Annotated in this window: 15 protein-coding genes; 9 read left to right on the top strand and 6 right to left on the bottom strand. The window is 68.8% G+C overall.

Features of this window, described 5'->3' with window-relative positions:
• Nucleotides 1-12: 12 nt before the first annotated feature.
• The gene (locus AB0F86_RS03645; protein ID WP_225280839.1) at nucleotides 13-825 is read right to left on the bottom strand and encodes a DUF3097 domain-containing protein; all 813 of its coding nucleotides are present in this window, start codon (nucleotides 823-825) and stop codon (nucleotides 13-15) included.
• 143 nt (nucleotides 826-968) lie between these two features.
• Between AB0F86_RS03645 and AB0F86_RS03650 the strand changes: the two genes are divergently transcribed.
• Nucleotides 969-1,400, top strand: coding sequence for an NfeD family protein (locus AB0F86_RS03650; RefSeq protein ID WP_181698093.1), 432 nt, complete (start codon nucleotides 969-971; stop codon nucleotides 1,398-1,400).
• Nucleotides 1,401-1,405: 5 nt separating this feature from the next.
• Entirely contained in the window at nucleotides 1,406-2,635 is a 1,230-nt protein-coding gene (locus AB0F86_RS03655) for an SPFH domain-containing protein (RefSeq protein ID WP_225280708.1), read from the top strand.
• Nucleotides 2,636-2,731: 96 nt separating this feature from the next.
• Here the strand turns inward: AB0F86_RS03655 and AB0F86_RS03660 are convergent, their stop codons facing one another.
• A complete protein-coding gene (locus AB0F86_RS03660; RefSeq protein ID WP_356984310.1) occupies nucleotides 2,732-3,976 on the bottom strand; it encodes a molybdopterin-binding protein in 1,245 nt (414 codons plus the stop codon).
• A 142-nt stretch (nucleotides 3,977-4,118) separates the two neighbouring features.
• On the opposite strand from AB0F86_RS03660, the gene AB0F86_RS03665 reads away from it, so the two are divergent.
• The gene (locus tag AB0F86_RS03665) at nucleotides 4,119-4,970 is read left to right on the top strand and encodes an isocitrate lyase/phosphoenolpyruvate mutase family protein (protein WP_356984311.1); all 852 of its coding nucleotides are present in this window, start codon (nucleotides 4,119-4,121) and stop codon (nucleotides 4,968-4,970) included.
• Between the two features lies 1 nt (nucleotide 4,971).
• On the opposite strand, the gene AB0F86_RS03670 is transcribed toward AB0F86_RS03665, so the two are convergent.
• Together AB0F86_RS03670 and AB0F86_RS03675 are read right to left on the bottom strand one after the other, a co-directional pair.
• Complete coding sequence (locus tag AB0F86_RS03670; RefSeq protein ID WP_356984313.1) at nucleotides 4,972-5,598, bottom strand: DUF305 domain-containing protein; 627 nt, start codon at nucleotides 5,596-5,598, stop codon at nucleotides 4,972-4,974.
• On the bottom strand, nucleotides 5,595-7,157 hold the full coding sequence (locus tag AB0F86_RS03675; protein ID WP_356984315.1) for a hypothetical protein: 1,563 nt from the start codon (nucleotides 7,155-7,157) through the stop codon (nucleotides 5,595-5,597). Before AB0F86_RS03675 ends, AB0F86_RS03670 begins: the two co-directional genes overlap by 4 nt.
• A gap of 221 nt (nucleotides 7,158-7,378) precedes the next feature.
• Here AB0F86_RS03675 and AB0F86_RS03680 point away from each other — a divergent pair, with 221 nt between their 5' ends.
• From AB0F86_RS03680 to AB0F86_RS03700, 5 genes are read left to right on the top strand one after another with little or no spacing between them, the layout of a single operon-like run.
• Entirely contained in the window at nucleotides 7,379-9,112 is a 1,734-nt protein-coding gene (locus tag AB0F86_RS03680) for a BCCT family transporter (protein ID WP_356984316.1), read from the top strand.
• 28 nt (nucleotides 9,113-9,140) lie between these two features.
• Complete coding sequence (locus AB0F86_RS03685) at nucleotides 9,141-10,190, top strand: ABC transporter substrate-binding protein (RefSeq protein WP_225280714.1); 1,050 nt, start codon at nucleotides 9,141-9,143, stop codon at nucleotides 10,188-10,190.
• 56 nt (nucleotides 10,191-10,246) lie between these two features.
• The gene (locus AB0F86_RS03690; RefSeq protein ID WP_181698147.1) at nucleotides 10,247-11,254 is read left to right on the top strand and encodes an iron chelate uptake ABC transporter family permease subunit; all 1,008 of its coding nucleotides are present in this window, start codon (nucleotides 10,247-10,249) and stop codon (nucleotides 11,252-11,254) included.
• Nucleotides 11,251-12,036 (top strand): ABC transporter ATP-binding protein, encoded by a 786-nt coding sequence (locus AB0F86_RS03695; RefSeq protein ID WP_356984318.1) that lies wholly within the window; start codon nucleotides 11,251-11,253, stop codon nucleotides 12,034-12,036. Before AB0F86_RS03690 ends, AB0F86_RS03695 begins: the two co-directional genes overlap by 4 nt.
• Before the next feature lie 6 nt (nucleotides 12,037-12,042).
• Nucleotides 12,043-13,251: an MFS transporter gene (locus AB0F86_RS03700; RefSeq protein ID WP_356984320.1), complete on the top strand. Its 1,209-nt coding sequence runs from the start codon at nucleotides 12,043-12,045 to the stop codon at nucleotides 13,249-13,251.
• Here AB0F86_RS03700 and AB0F86_RS03705 read toward each other — a convergent pair.
• Both AB0F86_RS03705 and AB0F86_RS03710 read right to left on the bottom strand, forming a co-directional pair.
• Complete coding sequence (locus AB0F86_RS03705) at nucleotides 13,248-14,156, bottom strand: 3-methyladenine DNA glycosylase (RefSeq protein WP_356984321.1); 909 nt, start codon at nucleotides 14,154-14,156, stop codon at nucleotides 13,248-13,250. The genes AB0F86_RS03700 and AB0F86_RS03705 overlap by 4 nt on opposite strands.
• Before the next feature lie 48 nt (nucleotides 14,157-14,204).
• Nucleotides 14,205-14,789, bottom strand: a complete 585-nt coding sequence (locus tag AB0F86_RS03710) for a QsdR family transcriptional regulator (RefSeq protein WP_225280755.1) — start codon at nucleotides 14,787-14,789, stop codon at nucleotides 14,205-14,207.
• A gap of 64 nt (nucleotides 14,790-14,853) precedes the next feature.
• Between AB0F86_RS03710 and AB0F86_RS03715 the strand changes: the two genes are divergently transcribed.
• Nucleotides 14,854-16,017, top strand: a complete 1,164-nt coding sequence (locus tag AB0F86_RS03715) for an acyl-CoA dehydrogenase family protein (protein WP_356984323.1) — start codon at nucleotides 14,854-14,856, stop codon at nucleotides 16,015-16,017.
• Nucleotides 16,018-16,019 lie beyond the last annotated feature (2 nt).

Below are 16,019 nucleotides of genomic sequence, written 5' to 3' on the forward strand. Positions count from 1 at the left end.
CCTGCGGTCGAGCTACTCGGGCTCGGTGACGAAGTCGATGAGCCGTTCCACCGCGCCGATCAGTGGCGCCTCGAGATCACGGAACGAGTCGACCGCGTTGTACACCCGGCGCCACCCCTCCTGCGGGGTACCCCAGCCGAGCCTGCGGCAGATGCCGGTCTTCCAGTCCTCACCGCGCGGCACCGTCGGCCAGGCCTCGATCCCGACGGCGGCCGGACGAACCGCCTGCCACACATCGATGAAGGGGTGCCCGGTGACCAGGACGTGCGGGCCGAGCCCCGTGGTGAGCTGGGACTCCTTGGAACCGGTCACCAGGTGGTCGACGAGCACCCCGACCCGCGCCCCTGGACCGGGCCCGAACTCGGTGAGGCGGGCGCCGAGATTGTCGAGACCCTCGAGATGTTCGACGACCACGCCCTCGACCCGAAGATCGTGGCCCCACACCCGCTCGACGAGTGCGGCGTCGTGCACGCCCTCCACCCAGATGCGGCTGCCGCGGGCCACCCGCGCGCGCAACCCCTCCACGCGCGTCGAGCCGGACGCGGAACGGGTCGGTTGCTTCGGTGCGGCGACCTTCGGGCGCACGAGCGTCACCGGTTTGCCGTCGATGAGGAACGCCGCCTCGCGCAGCGCGAACAGGCGGACCGCCCCGCGCCCGTCCTCGAGTTTCACGAACTCACCGTCGTAGCTGCGGTCGAAACCGACTACGGCACCGCAGAATCCGCTCGCCGCGTCCTCGACCACCAGATCCCGTTCGGCCGCCACCTGCGGTACCGGCGTCTTCTTCGTCCGGTTGTGGCCTGCGTAGATATCGCCGCCGTACATGTCACGCGCACTCACCCGCCCGAGCTTAGAGCCGTCGGCGCCGGGGTAGCGGGAGCGGCGCGCGAAAACCGTTGGACCACAAGATCGGCTCCGGGGGCGGGCGACGCCGCCCGCGACGGCCCGATCGGGGCTAGGCTTGGGTGGTGGCCGCAATAGTCTGGCTGATCGCGGGCCTTGTGCTGGCGGCGGCCGAAATGCTCACCGGGGATCTCACGCTGCTCATGCTCGGAGTGGCGGCGTTGGCCACCGCGGGCGTCAGCGCCACCGCGGGGCTGCCGCTGTGGGGTGACGCGCTCGTCTTCGGCGCGATGGCCGGGGTGCTGTTCCTCGGGGTTCGCCCGGTGCTGCGCCGCAGGTTCGGAACCCCGCCGCCCACACCGACGAATGTCGATGCGCTGACCGGGAAGTCGGCACTCGTTCTCGAGGACGTCGCCGAGTATTCGGGCCGGGTCAAACTCGGTGGCGAAGTGTGGACGGCGCGTCCGCTCGATCCGAGCGAAGTCTACGAAGCCGGTGTGACCGTCTATGTGATGAAGATCGACGGCGCGACCGCCGTCGTCTGGAAGGGTCCTTAGAGTCCATGGTTGCCTTGATCGTGGCCGCCGTCCTCGTCCTGCTGGTCGTGGTGGTGGTTTTCAAATCTATTGCGCTCGTTCCGCAGGCCGAGGCGGCGGTAATCGAACGGCTCGGCCGGTACTCGCGCACGGTGTCGGGACAGCTCACGTTCCTCGTCCCGTTCGCCGACCGGGTGCGCGCCAAAGTCGACTTGCGTGAACGCGTGGTGTCGTTCCCGCCGCAGCCGGTGATCACCCAGGACAACCTCACCCTGCAGATCGACTCGGTGGTGTATTTCCAGGTCACCAGCCCGCAGGCCGCGGTGTACGAGATCAGCAACTACATCGCCGCCGTCGAACAGCTCACCGTCACCACCTTGCGCAACGTGGTCGGTGGCATGACGCTCGAGGAGACGCTGACCTCGCGCGACCAGATCAACAACCAGCTGCGCGGTGTGCTCGACGAAGCCACCGGCCGCTGGGGTCTTCGGGTGGCCCGGGTGGAGCTGAAGTCGATCGATCCGCCGCCGTCGATCCAGGAGTCGATGGAAAAGCAGATGAAGGCCGACCGCGAGAAGCGGGCCATGATCCTCACCGCCGAGGGCACCCGCGAGTCGCAGATCAAGACCGCCGAGGGCGCCAAGCAGGCCCAGATCCTGTCCGCCGAGGGCGCCAAGCAGTCGGCGATCCTGTCGGCCGAGGGTGAGCGGCAGAGCCGCATCCTGCGGGCACAGGGTGAGCGGGCCGCGTCCTACCTGCAGGCCCAGGGTCAGGCCAAGGCCATCGAGAAGGTGTTCGCCGCCATCAAGAACGGCAAGCCGACACCGGAACTGCTTGCCTACCAGTACATGCAGACGCTGCCGATGGTGGCGAAGGGCGATGCCAACAAGGTGTGGCTGGTCCCCAGCGACTTCGGCAAGGCACTCGAGGGGTTCGCCCAGAACTTCGCCACCAAGGGCGACGACGGGGTGTTCCGGTACGAACCGAACACCGAGGACACGCCCCCGGTGAAGATCGAGGACGACTCCGACGTGGCCGACTGGTTCGAGACCGCCTCGGACCCGAAGATCGAGCAGGCGGTCCGCGCCGCCGAGGCCACCGCCCGCCAGCCGGTCGAGGGCTTCGAACCGACGCTGCCGAAAACCCTTGCGCCCAAACCGGAACGAAATCTCCCCGAACCGCCGCCGGTGGGCCCGGCCCAGTCCCAGCCCGGCGACCCGTACGGTCGCCCCTGGCAGCCTCCGCAGCAGACGTAACCCGCGGGCCGAGCGCTGGAATCGGTGGCGCGTCGCCTCAGATGATCGTTGGGCTCGGACCGGTGTCGGCAGACGACACCGGTCCGAGCCTTTCGGTCAGCGGGGGAGGGGGAGCAGTTCGACGAGGGTGCCTCGGCCTGTGCCGGGTGGGAGGACCGCCAGGGCTTGGCAGCCGATGAGGCCGGCCAGGTGGGGAGTGTGGGCGGGGCCGGTGCTGCGCCAGACGCCGCCGGTCTGTTGCTGGACGGGGACGATGCGGGTGGCGTCGCCCGCCATCACGCCTGCGTCCGAGAGCCTGCCCCACATGGTCGGGCCGGGGGTGCGCAGGGTGAGGGCGTCGATGACAGCGGGGCCGACGGCCAGCAGGGCGGCGACGGCGGCGAGCGGATTGCCGGGGAGGCCGAGCAGGACACGGCCGTCGGGGAGCTGGGCGACGAGGGTCGAGCCGCCGGGGCGGATCGCGACCCGGTCCACGACGATGCGGGCACCGAGGTCGGCGAGCAGGGTGCGCAGGTGGTCGGCGGCACCCCGGCCGGTTGCCCCGACCATCACCACCAGGTCGGCATTCGATTTCAGGGCGAGCCAGGAACGCAGCAGGTCGCGTTCGTCGGCCAGATGCCACAGCCCGGTGCTCTCGATATCGCAGCAGCGCAGGAACTCCGGCAGTACCGGTCCGAGCGAATCGCGGGTCTCGCCCGGACCGAGCGGGCCGACTGCCCGGATCTCGTCACCGGTCATCACCACATCCGCGCGCAACGGCCCACGCACCGTGACGGTTTCGGCCTCGGCACTGAGCGCGGCCGAGACCAGCGCGGCCGACACCCGTGTGCCCGCGGGCGCCAATTGTGTTCCGGTGGACCAGTTCTCACCTTGCCGCCGGGTGTCGTCGCGCACCGGGGCATCGGGTGCGCGCAATACCACCGGTTTGCCGGACACCACGGTGGTGACGATGTGTTCGTCGCGCAGAGTGGCCGTGGTGCCCAACGGGGTGGCGGCGCCGGTCGCGATCCGCACCGCCTCGCCCGGAGCGAGCACCACCGAGCAGGGCCGCCCCGCGTACCCGACCTGCTCGTGCACCCGCCACCACGGCCCCGGCCCCGCGACCGCGTAACCGTCCATGGCCGCCGTGTCCACCCGGGGCAGTGGTGTGGCCGCGCGCAACGCCACCGCCAGTGTTCCCCCGACAGCCTCGCCCACCGGTAGCTCACGCACCCCCACCGGCTCCAGACCCGCCGCGATCCGCGCACGCACCTGTTCCAGCCCGCACCGCGTCACCGCGACGATCTCCGCCCGCGCGCTCACCACCACGTCCAACCTTCCGCCCGCCGATACTCCGCCCATCGTCCGCACCCCCCATTGCCTGCGATTTTCTCCCCAGTTGCCGCCCGATAACGTTGTCCTCACCCCCGCCGGTCCCCGTCGGTGCGATGCGGTTCGGCGTGGTCTCGATGCGCGGATCGGATTCGCGTGGCTGAATGGAGGGGTGGATACGGGACAGCGGGAGCGGGCACAGGCGTTTGTCGAGCTGCATCGGTCGGGGTGTTTTCTGTTGCCCAATGCGTGGGATGCGGGGAGTGCGCGGGTGCTGGAGGCCGCCGGGTTTGCGGCGATCGCCACGACAAGTGCGGGGATCGCGTTCTCGTACGGCAGGCCCGATCACGACTTTCACGCCTCGGAGGAGGACGGGCGGGTCGACAAGGGCACGATGATGCGCCGGATCGGGGAGATCACCGGTGCGGTGGGGGTTCCGGTGAGCGCCGATCTCGAGGAGGGGTACGGGCCGGACGCGCAGGCCGTGGCGACCACCATCGCGGAGGCCATCACCGCCGGGGCGGCGGGCGGCAATATCGAGGACTTCACCGGTGAGCGCGCGGCCCCGCTGTTCGAGGAGGTGCACGCCGTGGACCGGGTGCGTGCCGCCCGCGCGGCGGTGGCGGCCAGCGGCGCGCCGTTCGTGCTCGTCGGCCGTACCGACGTCCTGCTCGTCGGTGGCGGGCTGGACGAGGCGATCCGTCGGGGCAACGCCTATCTCGCGGCGGGTGCGGACTGCGTCTTCGTTCCCGGCGCCGCCGACGCCGAAACCATCGCCACCCTCGTTCGCGAGCTCGACGGCCCCCTCAATGTCGTCATGGGACTCACCGCCACCCTCACCATGGCCGAACTCGCCGATCTCGGTGTCCGGCGGGTCACCGTCGGCGGCAGTATCGCGCGCATGCTGTACCGCCACCTGTTCGACGCCGCCCGCGAACTGGCCGAACGCGGCACCTTCACCTACGCCGAGAACCAGCTCGGTCAGGACGCGTTGAACGACATGTTCACCCGCCGCGACCGATAGTTCACGGTCGTGCGCCGCGCAACTCGAGAAGCACACCGAGCGAGCCCATTTCGCGGCTCTGCGACTGCGCCATCGACCTGGCCGCCTGCTTGACCGGCCCCTCGGTGAGCAGGGCGTCGGCGGCGCGGGCCATGGTGATTCCGCCCGCGTGGTGGTGGTACATCAGCCGCAGAAACAAGATCTCGGACTCGGAACCTCGTGCCGTGGTGAGAGTGTCGAGCTCGGCTCGGGTCGCCAGCCCGGGCATGGTGGCGGGACCGGTCGAATGATGGTGTGCCGTCATCCAGCTCATCGGTGTGGTGGCGGTAGGCGCGGCGCCGGCGAGCTGCGTCCAGCCGAGCAGGGTACCGATCTCGACCCGCTGGGTGTCGGCGATCTGTTCGGCGAGCGCACGCACCCCCGCGTCGACGGCCGGGTCGAGCCGTTGCACGAGGATCATGGCCTGCTGGTGATGAGCCGTCATGTCCTGCACGAAACCCAGCTCGGTCGAGTTCAGCACCGTTGCGGGTGCGGATTCTTCGGAAGCGAGCAGCGGGCGCGACGCCGCGCCGAGGACGAAGAAGAACACGGCTGCCGCCAGCGCGGCCGCCACCCCGAGAGCCCTCGGGCGATCGGCGATCACCCTCATGACCCCAGCGTCGAAACCTGGTCGGCGGGCGCCCGATACACCGCCTCGTCCAGATTCAGCACCATGAACCCGTTGTCGGAACAGGTGACGTACAACTGATTTCCCCGCCACTCGGGCGGTGACATGCACCAGTCCGCCGACAGATCACCGAACGCGATCCGCCCCACCCGCGCCGACAACACCTGCGCGGGATCGAACAACCCGTCCGCCATGGCCCGCAGTGCGGCGGGCGCACTCATCGCGGGGATGCCGATGATCGAGGCCAGCGCGTGCGGGGAGTTCCAGATCTCGAGGTTGCGTGCGGTGCGGGCGGGCGGGTTGAAATAGGCGATCTCACGGATCGCGGCGGGGTCGCGCACGTCGAATACCCGGATGCCGGAGGAAGTCCAGCCACAGGCGAGCGCGGTCGGGTTCGCCGGGCGGTCCGCCGTGCAGTAGTGCGGATCGTAGGAGAACAGCGAATTGCCCATGGCCGAACCGATCTGGGCGTCGACGTGCTCACCGAGATTGATCTCGAGCTTGATCTTGTTCACGATGCGCGGCGCGGTGTCGTCGGAGACATCGATGAGTTTCACCCCGCCGGAACCACCTTCGTCGACGGTGAACAGATGCGGCACACCGTCATAGGTCACCGGCACACTGTGCTGGGTGGCCCAGCCGTCGGTCCAGAAGGTGCGCCCGAGATGGGGGACCTGCGGGTTCGGATCGCGACGTTGCACCGCGCTCACGTCGAGCACGGTGAACCCGCCGAGCGCGGAGATGTAGAGCCGGTTCCCGTCGGGGCTCACCCCGAAACCGTGCGCCTCGATCCCGGTGAGCCCCTGCCAGATCACGTGCGGATTCGCCGGATCGGTCAGATCGATCGCACTGAGCAGGCCGGGCGCGATGCCCGAGGCCCAGTAGGTGCGGCCGTCGGGGGAGAAGCCGCCCTCGTGCGTCGTGATCGGCAGCGGCATGGCCGGGTTCGTGCCCGGCCCCGGATTCAGCAACCGGGGATGCGCGCAATCGGAGATGTCGTACACCGACAGCAAGCCCGCGCCGATGGCGAGCGGGACGCCGGTGCCGACGAGCAATTCGCGAGTCGTGTTGACCTTCAACGTCTCCCAGGTGCCGGCCAGCATCGCGGGCTCGGCGAGAGTCGCGGTGTGCCGTGGATTCGCCGGATCGGACACGTCGAGCACCTGCACGCCCGGGTGTTCGCCGAGCAGGGTGCCGGGAAAGAACGACCCGATGTAGACGCAGTGTTCGAAACTGGTCGACGTGATTCCGGCTCCGCGCCCAGTGTATCCGCCTGCCATCGACATATTGCAGTGGTAGCCCAGCTCGCTGCGACCACTGTCCCGGTCGGCGGCGGGCACGTCGCCCTGCAGCCCCGTCTCCGGTGCGGACCCCGGCCCGCACTCCGCGCGTGGCACCGATGTCCGCCCGATGTCGAAGAATTCGTGCACCAGCTGGTCGAAGGGCTGATCGGCGGCCGCGCCCGACGGCAGTCCGATCGCGATCAGCGCGGCCACCGCCGCCGGTGCCGTCGCGCGCACGACCCGAGTCCACAGGTGCATCGTTGCCTCCTCGATCCGCCCCCCGACGGCTACTGACTCAGACAGTCGTCTGTGCGAATCGTAAAGCAACCGAAAGATTGCCGGAGGTGATTCCGGGGAACTAAGCCAAGGCTGGGTCGTGCCTTACCCGAGGTCCGCATCGATGCGCTGTACGGTTGCTGCAACCGGCCGGTTCGTCTGGGCGGGCCGGGTGCGTGCGGCCGGAAAGGATTACGGACTTCATGTCGAACAACGTTGTTGACAGATCCGGTGACGCCGACGCGACACCGGGAGCGGTACCCCCGGGAGCATCGCGCAAAACGGGACTCGATCGATTCGTCTTCGCCGCCACCGCGATCGGTGCGCTGGCCTTCGTCGCCTGGGGTGCACTCGACGACGAAAGCCTCGCCGCTGCGGCGAGTTCGGCCCAGAAGTGGGTCATCACCAACACCGGGTGGCTGTTCGTGCTGGTCGCCACCGCGTTCGTGGTGTTCGTGATCTGGCTGGCGGTGAGCCGCTACGGTCGTATCCCGCTCGGCGCCGACGACGAGAAGCCCGAATTCCGCACGGTCTCCTGGATCGCCATGATGTTCAGCGCGGGCATGGGCATCGGATTGATGTTCTGGGGTGTGGCCGAACCGTTGTCGCACTTCGTGAATCCGCCGCCGCACACCGCCGAGCCGGGCTCACCGGCCGCCGCCGAGGTCGCGATGGCGACCACGCTGTTCCACTGGACGTTGCACCCGTGGGCGATCTACGCCGTCGCCGGCCTCGCCATCGCCTACGGCACCTTCCGGAAAGGCCGCTCGCAGTTGATCTCCTCGGTGTTCCGGCCGTTGCTCGGCCGCCACGCCGACGGTCTCGGTGGCCGCGCGATCGACATGATGGCGATCTTCGCGACCCTGTTCGGCTCGGCCGCCTCCCTCGGCCTCGGTGCCCTGCAGATCGGTGCGGGCATGGAGTTCAACGGTTGGATCGACGGCGTCGGCAAGATCGGTCTCGTCGCCGTCATCTCGGGCCTCACCGTGGCGTTCGTGTTCTCGGCGGTGTCGGGTATCGAACGCGGTATCCAGTGGCTGTCCAACATCAATATGGTGCTGGCCCTTGCCATCGCGGCGTTCGTGTTCATCGCCGGGCCGACGCTGTTCGTACTGAACCTGCTGCCGATCGCCCTCGGTGACTACGTCGAGATGCTGCCGACCATGGCCTCGCGCACCGGCGCCGGTGACGAGGCGATGAAGGCCTGGCTGTCGAGCTGGACGATCTTCTACTGGGCGTGGTGGATCTCGTGGACCCCGTTTGTCGGCATGTTCATCGCCCGCATCAGCCGCGGCCGCACCATCCGCCAGTTCGTCACCGGTGTGTTGCTGGTGCCGAGCGTGGTGAGCCTGCTGTGGTTCGCCGTCTTCGGTGGCGCGGGTATCGCCGAGCAGACCAAGGACCGCGCGCTCACCGAACCCGACGGTTCGGTGGACTCGAACTTCGCCCTGTTCCACCTGCTCGACCAGTACCCGCTCACCTCGATCACCACCGTGGTGGTGATGATCCTCGTGGCGATCTTCTTCGTCTCCGGTGCCGACGCCGCCTCCATCGTGATGGGCACGCTGTCCGAACGCGGCAGCATCGAACCGTCGCGCTGGATCGTCATCTTCTGGGGTGCGGCGACCGGTGCGGTCGCGGCGATCATGCTGGTCATCGCCGATTCCGACAATCTCGGTGGTGCGCTGACCGGCCTGCAGGCGCTGACGACGGTCGTCTCGCTGCCGTTCCTCGTGGTGATGATCGCGATGTGTTTCTCGCTCTACAAGGACCTGCGCGACGACCCGCTGATCCTGCGGGCCGACCGGGGTGCGGAACTCATCGAGATCGCCGTCGACAAGGGCACCGAGTTGCACGAGGGCGACTTCGCTCTGGTCACCGAGCCCGCCACCGAAGAGATCGTCATCGATCTGAAAAAGAAGGACGCCAGCGACTGACCAGTTACTTTAGGTTAGGCTGCCTTTCGTGAAATTGTCTGTGGGTCGGATCGGTCTGGTTTGTGTCACCGCCGCGGTGGCGAGCGCGCTCGTCGCCTGCGGCGAATCCGAGCAGGTCGCGGGTCCCGGCGCGGCGGCAGGCGGCGAAGGCCGCACCAGCTATCCGCTCACGCTGGACAACTGCGGGACCAGCGTCACCCTCGACGCGCCGCCGCAGCGGGTGGTGTCGCTGGATCAGGGATCCACCGAGATCCTGCTGTCGCTCGGGCTCGGTGACCGGGTCGTCGGCACCGCTTCCTGGACCGATCCGGTGCGCGACAATCTGGCCGAGGCGAACAAGTCGGTGCCGCGCCTGGCCGACAACGCCCCCACCTACGAGGTCGTCCTCGACACCGACCCGGACTTCGTCACCGCGTCGTTCGGCAGGCACTTCAAGCAGGGCGGCGTCGCCGATCGTGCCCGGTTCGCCGAAACCGGCATCGACACCTATCTGTCGCCCACCGATTGTGACAACGGGGTGAGCATCAACGGCGGCGGTAAGCGAACCAACCCGCTGACCATGGACTCGCTGTATCAGGAGATCCGCGAACTGGCGACCGTCTTCGACGTGACCGACCGCGGCGACCGGCTCATCGCGGAGCTGCGCACCCGGGCGGACGCGGCCGTAGCGGGGATCACGAAGTCGGACGTCTCGATGGCGTTCTGGTTCGCCGACACCAAGAGCCCCTATGTCGCGGGCGGTCTCGGCTCGGCGAACCTGCTCGCCACCACGGTCGGCGCGACCAATGTCTTCGCCGACCTCACCGACGACTGGCCCGCCGTCGGCTGGGAGACCCTGGTCGACCGCAACCCCGACGTGCTCGTCCTCGGTGACCTGCTGCGCAACCGTTTCCCCGGTGACCGGCTGGCCGACAAGACCGCCTTCCTCGAAGCCGATCCCGTCACCCGCGACCTCGAGGCCGTCCGCGCCAAGCGCTACATCGCGCTGCACGGCGCCGAGATGAATCCGTCCATCCGCGCCGTCGACGGCCTGGAGAAGGTGGCCGCCGGCCTGCGCGAACTGAAGGTGCCCAACTGAGTACCGTGCGCGAGCAGGCACGCACGACCGTCGGTCCGGCTCGGGAGCGTCCCCTGGTGCTCTGGTCGCTGATCGTCGTCGGTGGGTTCGCCGCGCTCGCGGTGTCGATCCTGATCGCCGTCACCCTCGGCCCGGCCGACATCTCGCCGGTGAACGTGCGCGATGTGCTGCTGAACCACCTCGGGCTCACCGATGTCCCCGTGCGGGTGTCGAAGAACGCGATCGTGTGGGAGGAACGCCTGCCGCGGGCCCTGGTCGCCGCCGCGTGCGGTGCCGGGCTCGGCATCTGCGGTGTGATCATGCAGTCGCTGCTGCGCAACCCGCTGGCCGACCCGTTCGTCCTCGGTATCTCCTCCGGTGCGTCGACCGGTGCGGTGATCGTCGGTGTGCTCGGGGTGGGTGGGGCGGCGCTCGGGTTGTCGGGCGGGGCGTTCCTCGGTTCGCTCGTCGCCTTCGGGCTGGTGCTGCTGCTGGCCCGCATGTCCGGTGGCAGCAATGACCGGGTGATCCTGGCGGGCGTGGCGAGCACCCAGTTGTTCTCCGCGCTCACCTCGTTCGTCATCTTCGCGTTCGCCGACTCCGATGAGACACGCGGCGTGATGTTCTGGCTGCTCGGCTCGCTGGAAGGGGTGCGCTGGGACGACGTGACGCTGTGCGCGATCGTCGTGCTGGCGGGTGCGGCGGTGTGCCTGTACTTCGCCTACGTGCTCGACGCCTTCTCCTTCGGTGACGATGTGGCTGCCTCGCTGGGCATCGCCGTCGCCAAGGTGCGCATGCTGTTGCTGATCGTGACCGCGCTCATCACCGCGACCCTGGTCAGCGTCGCGGGCGCGATCGGGTTCGTCGGGCTTGTCCTTCCGCACGCGGCGCGGTTCCTGGTGGGTCCCCGCCACAGCCGGTTGGTTCCGGCGACCGCGCTGCTCGGCGCGGTGTTCATGGTGTGGGTGGACGCGATCTCACGGGTGGCGTTCGCGCCGACCCCGCTGCCGGTCGGGGTTGGGACGGCCCTGGTGGGTGTGCCGGCGTTCATCGTCATTCTGTCGCGGCGAAGGAGTGTGCGATGACGCTGCACGCGCGCAACGTCACCTGGGACCGGGGTGGGTCGCTCGTCGTCGACGGGGTGAGTCTCACGCCGTCGCCGGGGGAGACCGTCGGCCTGCTCGGTCCCAACGGGTCCGGGAAGTCCTCGTTGTTGCGGCTTCTCAACGGGGTGGTGCGGCCGACCTCCGGCGTGGTGACCCTCGACGGTGACGACCTCACCACCGTCAAACGCAGGCAGATCGCGCGGGCGGTCGCCGTGGTGAGTCAGCACGCCGACACCGACGTCGACATCACCGTCGCCGACGTGGTCCGCCTCGGCCGCATCCCGCATCGCGGCGCCTTCGGCGGCAACACCGCCGCCGACGAAGCCGCGGTGGCCGCCGCGCTCGAACACACCGGCCTCACGGCGAAGGCGGACCGGTTGTGGCACCGGCTCTCCGGTGGTGAGAAGCAGCGTGTGCAGATCGCGCGGGCACTGGCGCAGGAACCGCGTGAGCTGCTGCTCGACGAGCCGACCAACCACCTCGACATCCACCATCAGCTCGAATTGCTCGCCCTGGTCACCCGGCTGCCGGTGACCAGCGTGATCGCCCTGCACGATCTGAACCTGGCCGCCATGTTCTGCGACGCGGTGGTCGTGTTGAAGGAGGGCCGGGTCGTGGCCGGTGGTCCGCCGGTCGACGTCCTGACCGCCGAACTGATCGCCGAGGTGTACAACGTGCGCGCCGAGGTGATCGCCGACGCGACGAAGGGCCGGTTGTCCATCCTGTTCGAACCGGGGCCGGTCCCGGTCTCCGCACCCTGATCCGCGGTGCCGGGTTCGGGTCGGCCGCTGCTCGACCGGTGGTCGCTGTCGCGTGATCTGGTCGCGGCCACTCCGGCGGTGCGGTTGCTCGTCCTCACCCAGCTGGCGTTCAACGTCGGCTTCTTCATGGTGCTGCCGTACCTGTCGGTGTACCTGACCGAGGATCTCGGGCTGCGCGCGGCGTTCGTCGGGGCGGTGCTCGGGTTGCGCACCTTCTCTCAGCAGGGGTTGTTCTTCGTCGGTGGTTCGCTGGCCGACCGGTGGGGTGTGCGACCCGTGGTCGTCGCCGGATGCCTTTGTCGCATAACAGGGTTCGTCGGCCTCGCAGCGGTCACCTCGGTGCCGGGCATCGTGGCGGCGACCGTGCTGATCGGGTTCGCAGGCGCGTTGTTCTCACCCGCAGTCGAAAGCGCGCTCGCCAGCGCGGCCGGGAGCGCGGGGCGGGCACGCACCGAGGCGTTCGCGTTGTTCTCCGCATTCGGGCAGGTGGGGGCATTCACCGGGCCGCTGCTCGGAGCCCTGCTGCTCGCCGCCGACTTCGCGGTGGCGTGCCTGGTCGCGGCCGGGGTCTTCGTGGTGATCCTGCTCGCGCATCTGCGGTGGTTGCCCCGGACACCCGGTGCGCACAGCACCTGGCGCGAAGGCTGGCGGGAAGTGCTCGCCAACAAGCGGTTTTTCGTGTTCGCGGTGGCGATGAGTACGCAGTTGGTCGCCTACAACCAGCTGTATCTGCTGCTGCCGCTCGAGGTGGAACGAGCATGGGGTTCGCAGGCGCCGCTCGGCTGGTTCTTCGCGCTCTCGTCGCTGTTCGTGGTGCTCGCGCAGTTGCCGGTGACCCGGCGGGCGCGTTCGGCCACCGCCCTGCCGGTCGGGCTCCTGGTGATGGCGACCGCGTTCCTGGTGATGGCGGTGTGCGCGCCCGCCCGGTGGCACGGGGTGGCGGGGCTGATTCCGGCGGCGGTGTTCGTGCTGCTGCTGGCGCTCGGGCAGATGATCGTGCTCCCGGTGTCGCGGGACATGGTGGGGCGCATCGCCGGTGAGCGGCGGCTCGGGTCGTACTACGGGTTGCTCGCGTCCATCGGCGGGGTGGGTGTGCTGATCGGCTCCGTGGTCACCGGTGCGCTGATCGATCTGGTGCCCGGGGGGAGTGCGCCGTGGGTCGCGGTGGCGGTCGCGCTGTGCGCGAGTGCTGTCGTGCTGCGGCGCGGCGGTTAGGCGGCGAGCCGCTCGAGGGTGGCCGACAGTTCGGTGCAGGATTCGCGTAATCGTGTGCGTAGCGTGTCGGCGGTTTCGGCGACGGCGGCTTGGGCGCGCACGTATTCCGCACGGCCGTTGGGGGTTTCGACGCGGACTGGTTCGTAGCCGAATTCCCGCAGGTCGTACGGGCTGGCGCGCATGTCGAGTTCTCGTGCGGTGCAGGCGAGTTCGAAACAATCGAGCAGCAGGTCCGAGGGGATCAGCGGGGCCAGCTTGAAACCCCATTTGTAGAGATCCATGTTCGCGTGGAGGCAGCCGGGTTGTTCCCGTCGCACCTGGTCGGCGCGGGTCAGCGGCTCGGCATTGCGCCCCACCGCGTCCGGGGTGAAGAACCGGAACGCGTCGAAGTGCGTGCACCGCAACGACATCGACTCCACCACCGCATCGGTCCCCGCATGCCCCAACCGCAACGGCACCTGCTGATGGCGCACCTCGTCGGTGCGGTACACCATCGCCCACTCGTGCAACCCGAAGCACGACAGCTGCGCCGGACGCGTCGCGGTAGCGGTCAACAACCGCCCGACGAACTCCACCGTTTCCCGCCGCTTCACCAGATAAGCCGGATCGGCCGTGAACACATCGCCATCCACCCGGTGATACCCGCGAGCCCCCGCGTACTCCCGCGCTCCCCGCAAACCGATCCCGAACCCCGGATGCCACCGCCGCAACTGCGCGGGCTTGTTCCCGTAGTAGGTGAACAAGAAATCGATGACCGGATGCGCCGTCCCCGCCGCCCGCCGCTCCAGATACGGGCCGACCAGCCGATCGAGTCTCTCCCGGTGCGCGGACGCGGCGGCCTGCCACTCGACCTCGGGCAATACCCGCAGGTCGAGAGCGGAGTCCAGGTCGCTGTGCGTGCTCACCTGGTCATTGTCCCGCATCAGCCGGAGGCACCAACGACCCGCCGCAGGTCAGGCTCGGAGGAGCGCCGCCTGCACCTGTTGGAGCCGGTCCACATCCCCGCGGAAACCGGCGACCGCGTCGTTGTACAGGAACGCTTCCCACAGCCGCACCAGGGCGTAGGCCAAGGTGTCGCGGACGATGGGCGGCTGATAGCCCTCGGCCTCGGCGCGTTCGATCAGGCCCGCGACGACCGCGACCGCGGTCTGGTGGACGAGGCCGTCGCTGCGGGTGATCAAACGCAGGGCGCTGGTCGACTCGTTGTCGAAATAGGTGCGCAGTGAATCGTCCTCGACCAGCCAGTGGATGCAGCGGTCCAGGATCTCGTTGAGGCGTTCCGCGCCGGTCGCCCGGCACGTCCGGGCGGTGTGGGCGACCATGCGCTCGAGCTGGTGGGCGATCGCGGCGCCGAGCAGGCCGTCGCGGGAGCCGAACCACCGGTAGATGCTGGTGCGCCCGAGGCCGAGCTGGGCGGCGATGGCGTTGACGTCGACGCGCTTGCCCGCGAGGAACGTGTCGATCGCGACGCGCAGCACATCGTCGCGGGTGGCCGCGGCCGGCCGTCCGGGCGCCCGGGTTCCTTCGGTTCGCGTCACAGGGGACAGCATAGGCCGCCGAGGGTATTTGAAACATATCGCTCCCTGTGTAACATTCCCGAGCATGCAATTGGCACTCACCGAGGACGAGCTCGCCTTCCGCGACGAGCTGCGTGCCTTCTTCCGGCACGAAATTCCCGAAGACATCCGTAATCGCACCCGGCACATGGCCGAGGTCACCAAGGACGACATCGTCACCACCCAGCGCATCCTCAACGCGCACGGGCTCGCGGTGCCGCACTGGCCGGTCGAATGGGGCGGCCGCGACTGGACCCCCGTGCAGCGCCATATCTGGCACGACGAGATGCAGCTCGCCTCGGTCCCCGAACCGCTCACCTTCAACACCAACATGATCGGGCCGGTCATCGCCCAGTTCGGTGCGCCGGAGATGAAGCAGCGCTTCCTGCCTGCGACCGCGAATCTCGACATCTGGTGGTGCCAGGGCTTCTCCGAACCCGAGGCCGGTTCCGACCTCGCCTCCCTGCGCACGGTCGCCGTCCGCGACGGCGACGACTACGTGATCAACGGCCAGAAGACCTGGACCACCGCCGCGCAGAGCGCGGACTGGATGTTCTGCCTGGCCCGCACCGATCCGAACGCGCCCAAGAAGCAAGCGGGCATCTCGATGCTGCTGTTCCCGCTGGACACACCGGGCGTCACCGTCCGCCCGATCGAGTTGATCGACGGCGGCTTCGAGGTGAACGAGGTATTCCTCGAGGACGTGCGGGTGCCCGCCGACCAGCTCGTCGGCCAGGAGAACCAGGGCTGGACCTACGCCAAATTCCTGCTCGGCAACGAACGCACCGGCATCGCCGCCGTCGGCCAGACCAAGGTGCGGCTGTGGCTGGCCAAGGAACACGCCAAGCAGACCCGGCTCGGATCCGGCACCCTGCTCGACGACCCGATGTTCGCCGCCCGCATCGCCGAACTCGAAAACGAGCTGATCGCACTCGAACTCGTGCAGGCGCGGGTCGTCGCCGGTTCCGCCGACGGCGCACCGAACCCGGTGTCCTCGATTCTCAAACTGCGCGGCACCGAACTCCAGCAGGCGGTCACCGAACTGCTCGTCGACATCGCCGGTCCGGACTCGCTGGCCCGCGAGACCGATACACCCGACTGGGCGCGGCGCAGCACCGCCACCTACCTCAACTACCGCAAGACTTCGATCTACGGAGGATCCAGCGAGGTGCAGCGCAGCATCATCGCCTCGACGATCCTCGGACTGTGAGA

The organism is Nocardia sp. NPDC023733 (genome assembly GCF_040639775.1).
GTDB classification, from domain to species: domain Bacteria; phylum Actinomycetota; class Actinomycetes; order Mycobacteriales; family Mycobacteriaceae; genus Nocardia; species Nocardia rosealba.

Bases quoted from the DNA above. Each gene is read 5' to 3' on its own strand.
- AB0F86_RS03645 (WP_225280839.1), bottom strand. From the start codon at position 825: ATGTACGGCGGCGATATCTACGCAGGCCACAACCGGACGAAGAAGACG.
- AB0F86_RS03655 (WP_225280708.1), top strand. From the start codon at position 1,406: ATGGTTGCCTTGATCGTGGCCGCCGTCCTCGTCCTGCTGGTCGTGGTG.
- AB0F86_RS03660 (WP_356984310.1), bottom strand. From the start codon at position 3,976: ATGGGCGGAGTATCGGCGGGCGGAAGGTTGGACGTGGTGGTGAGCGCG.
- AB0F86_RS03670 (WP_356984313.1), bottom strand. From the start codon at position 5,598: ATGAGGGTGATCGCCGATCGCCCGAGGGCTCTCGGGGTGGCGGCCGCG.
- AB0F86_RS03675 (WP_356984315.1), bottom strand. From the start codon at position 7,157: ATGCACCTGTGGACTCGGGTCGTGCGCGCGACGGCACCGGCGGCGGTG.
- AB0F86_RS03680 (WP_356984316.1), top strand. From the start codon at position 7,379: ATGTCGAACAACGTTGTTGACAGATCCGGTGACGCCGACGCGACACCG.
- AB0F86_RS03695 (WP_356984318.1), top strand. From the start codon at position 11,251: ATGACGCTGCACGCGCGCAACGTCACCTGGGACCGGGGTGGGTCGCTC.
- AB0F86_RS03715 (WP_356984323.1), top strand. From the start codon at position 14,854: ATGCAATTGGCACTCACCGAGGACGAGCTCGCCTTCCGCGACGAGCTG.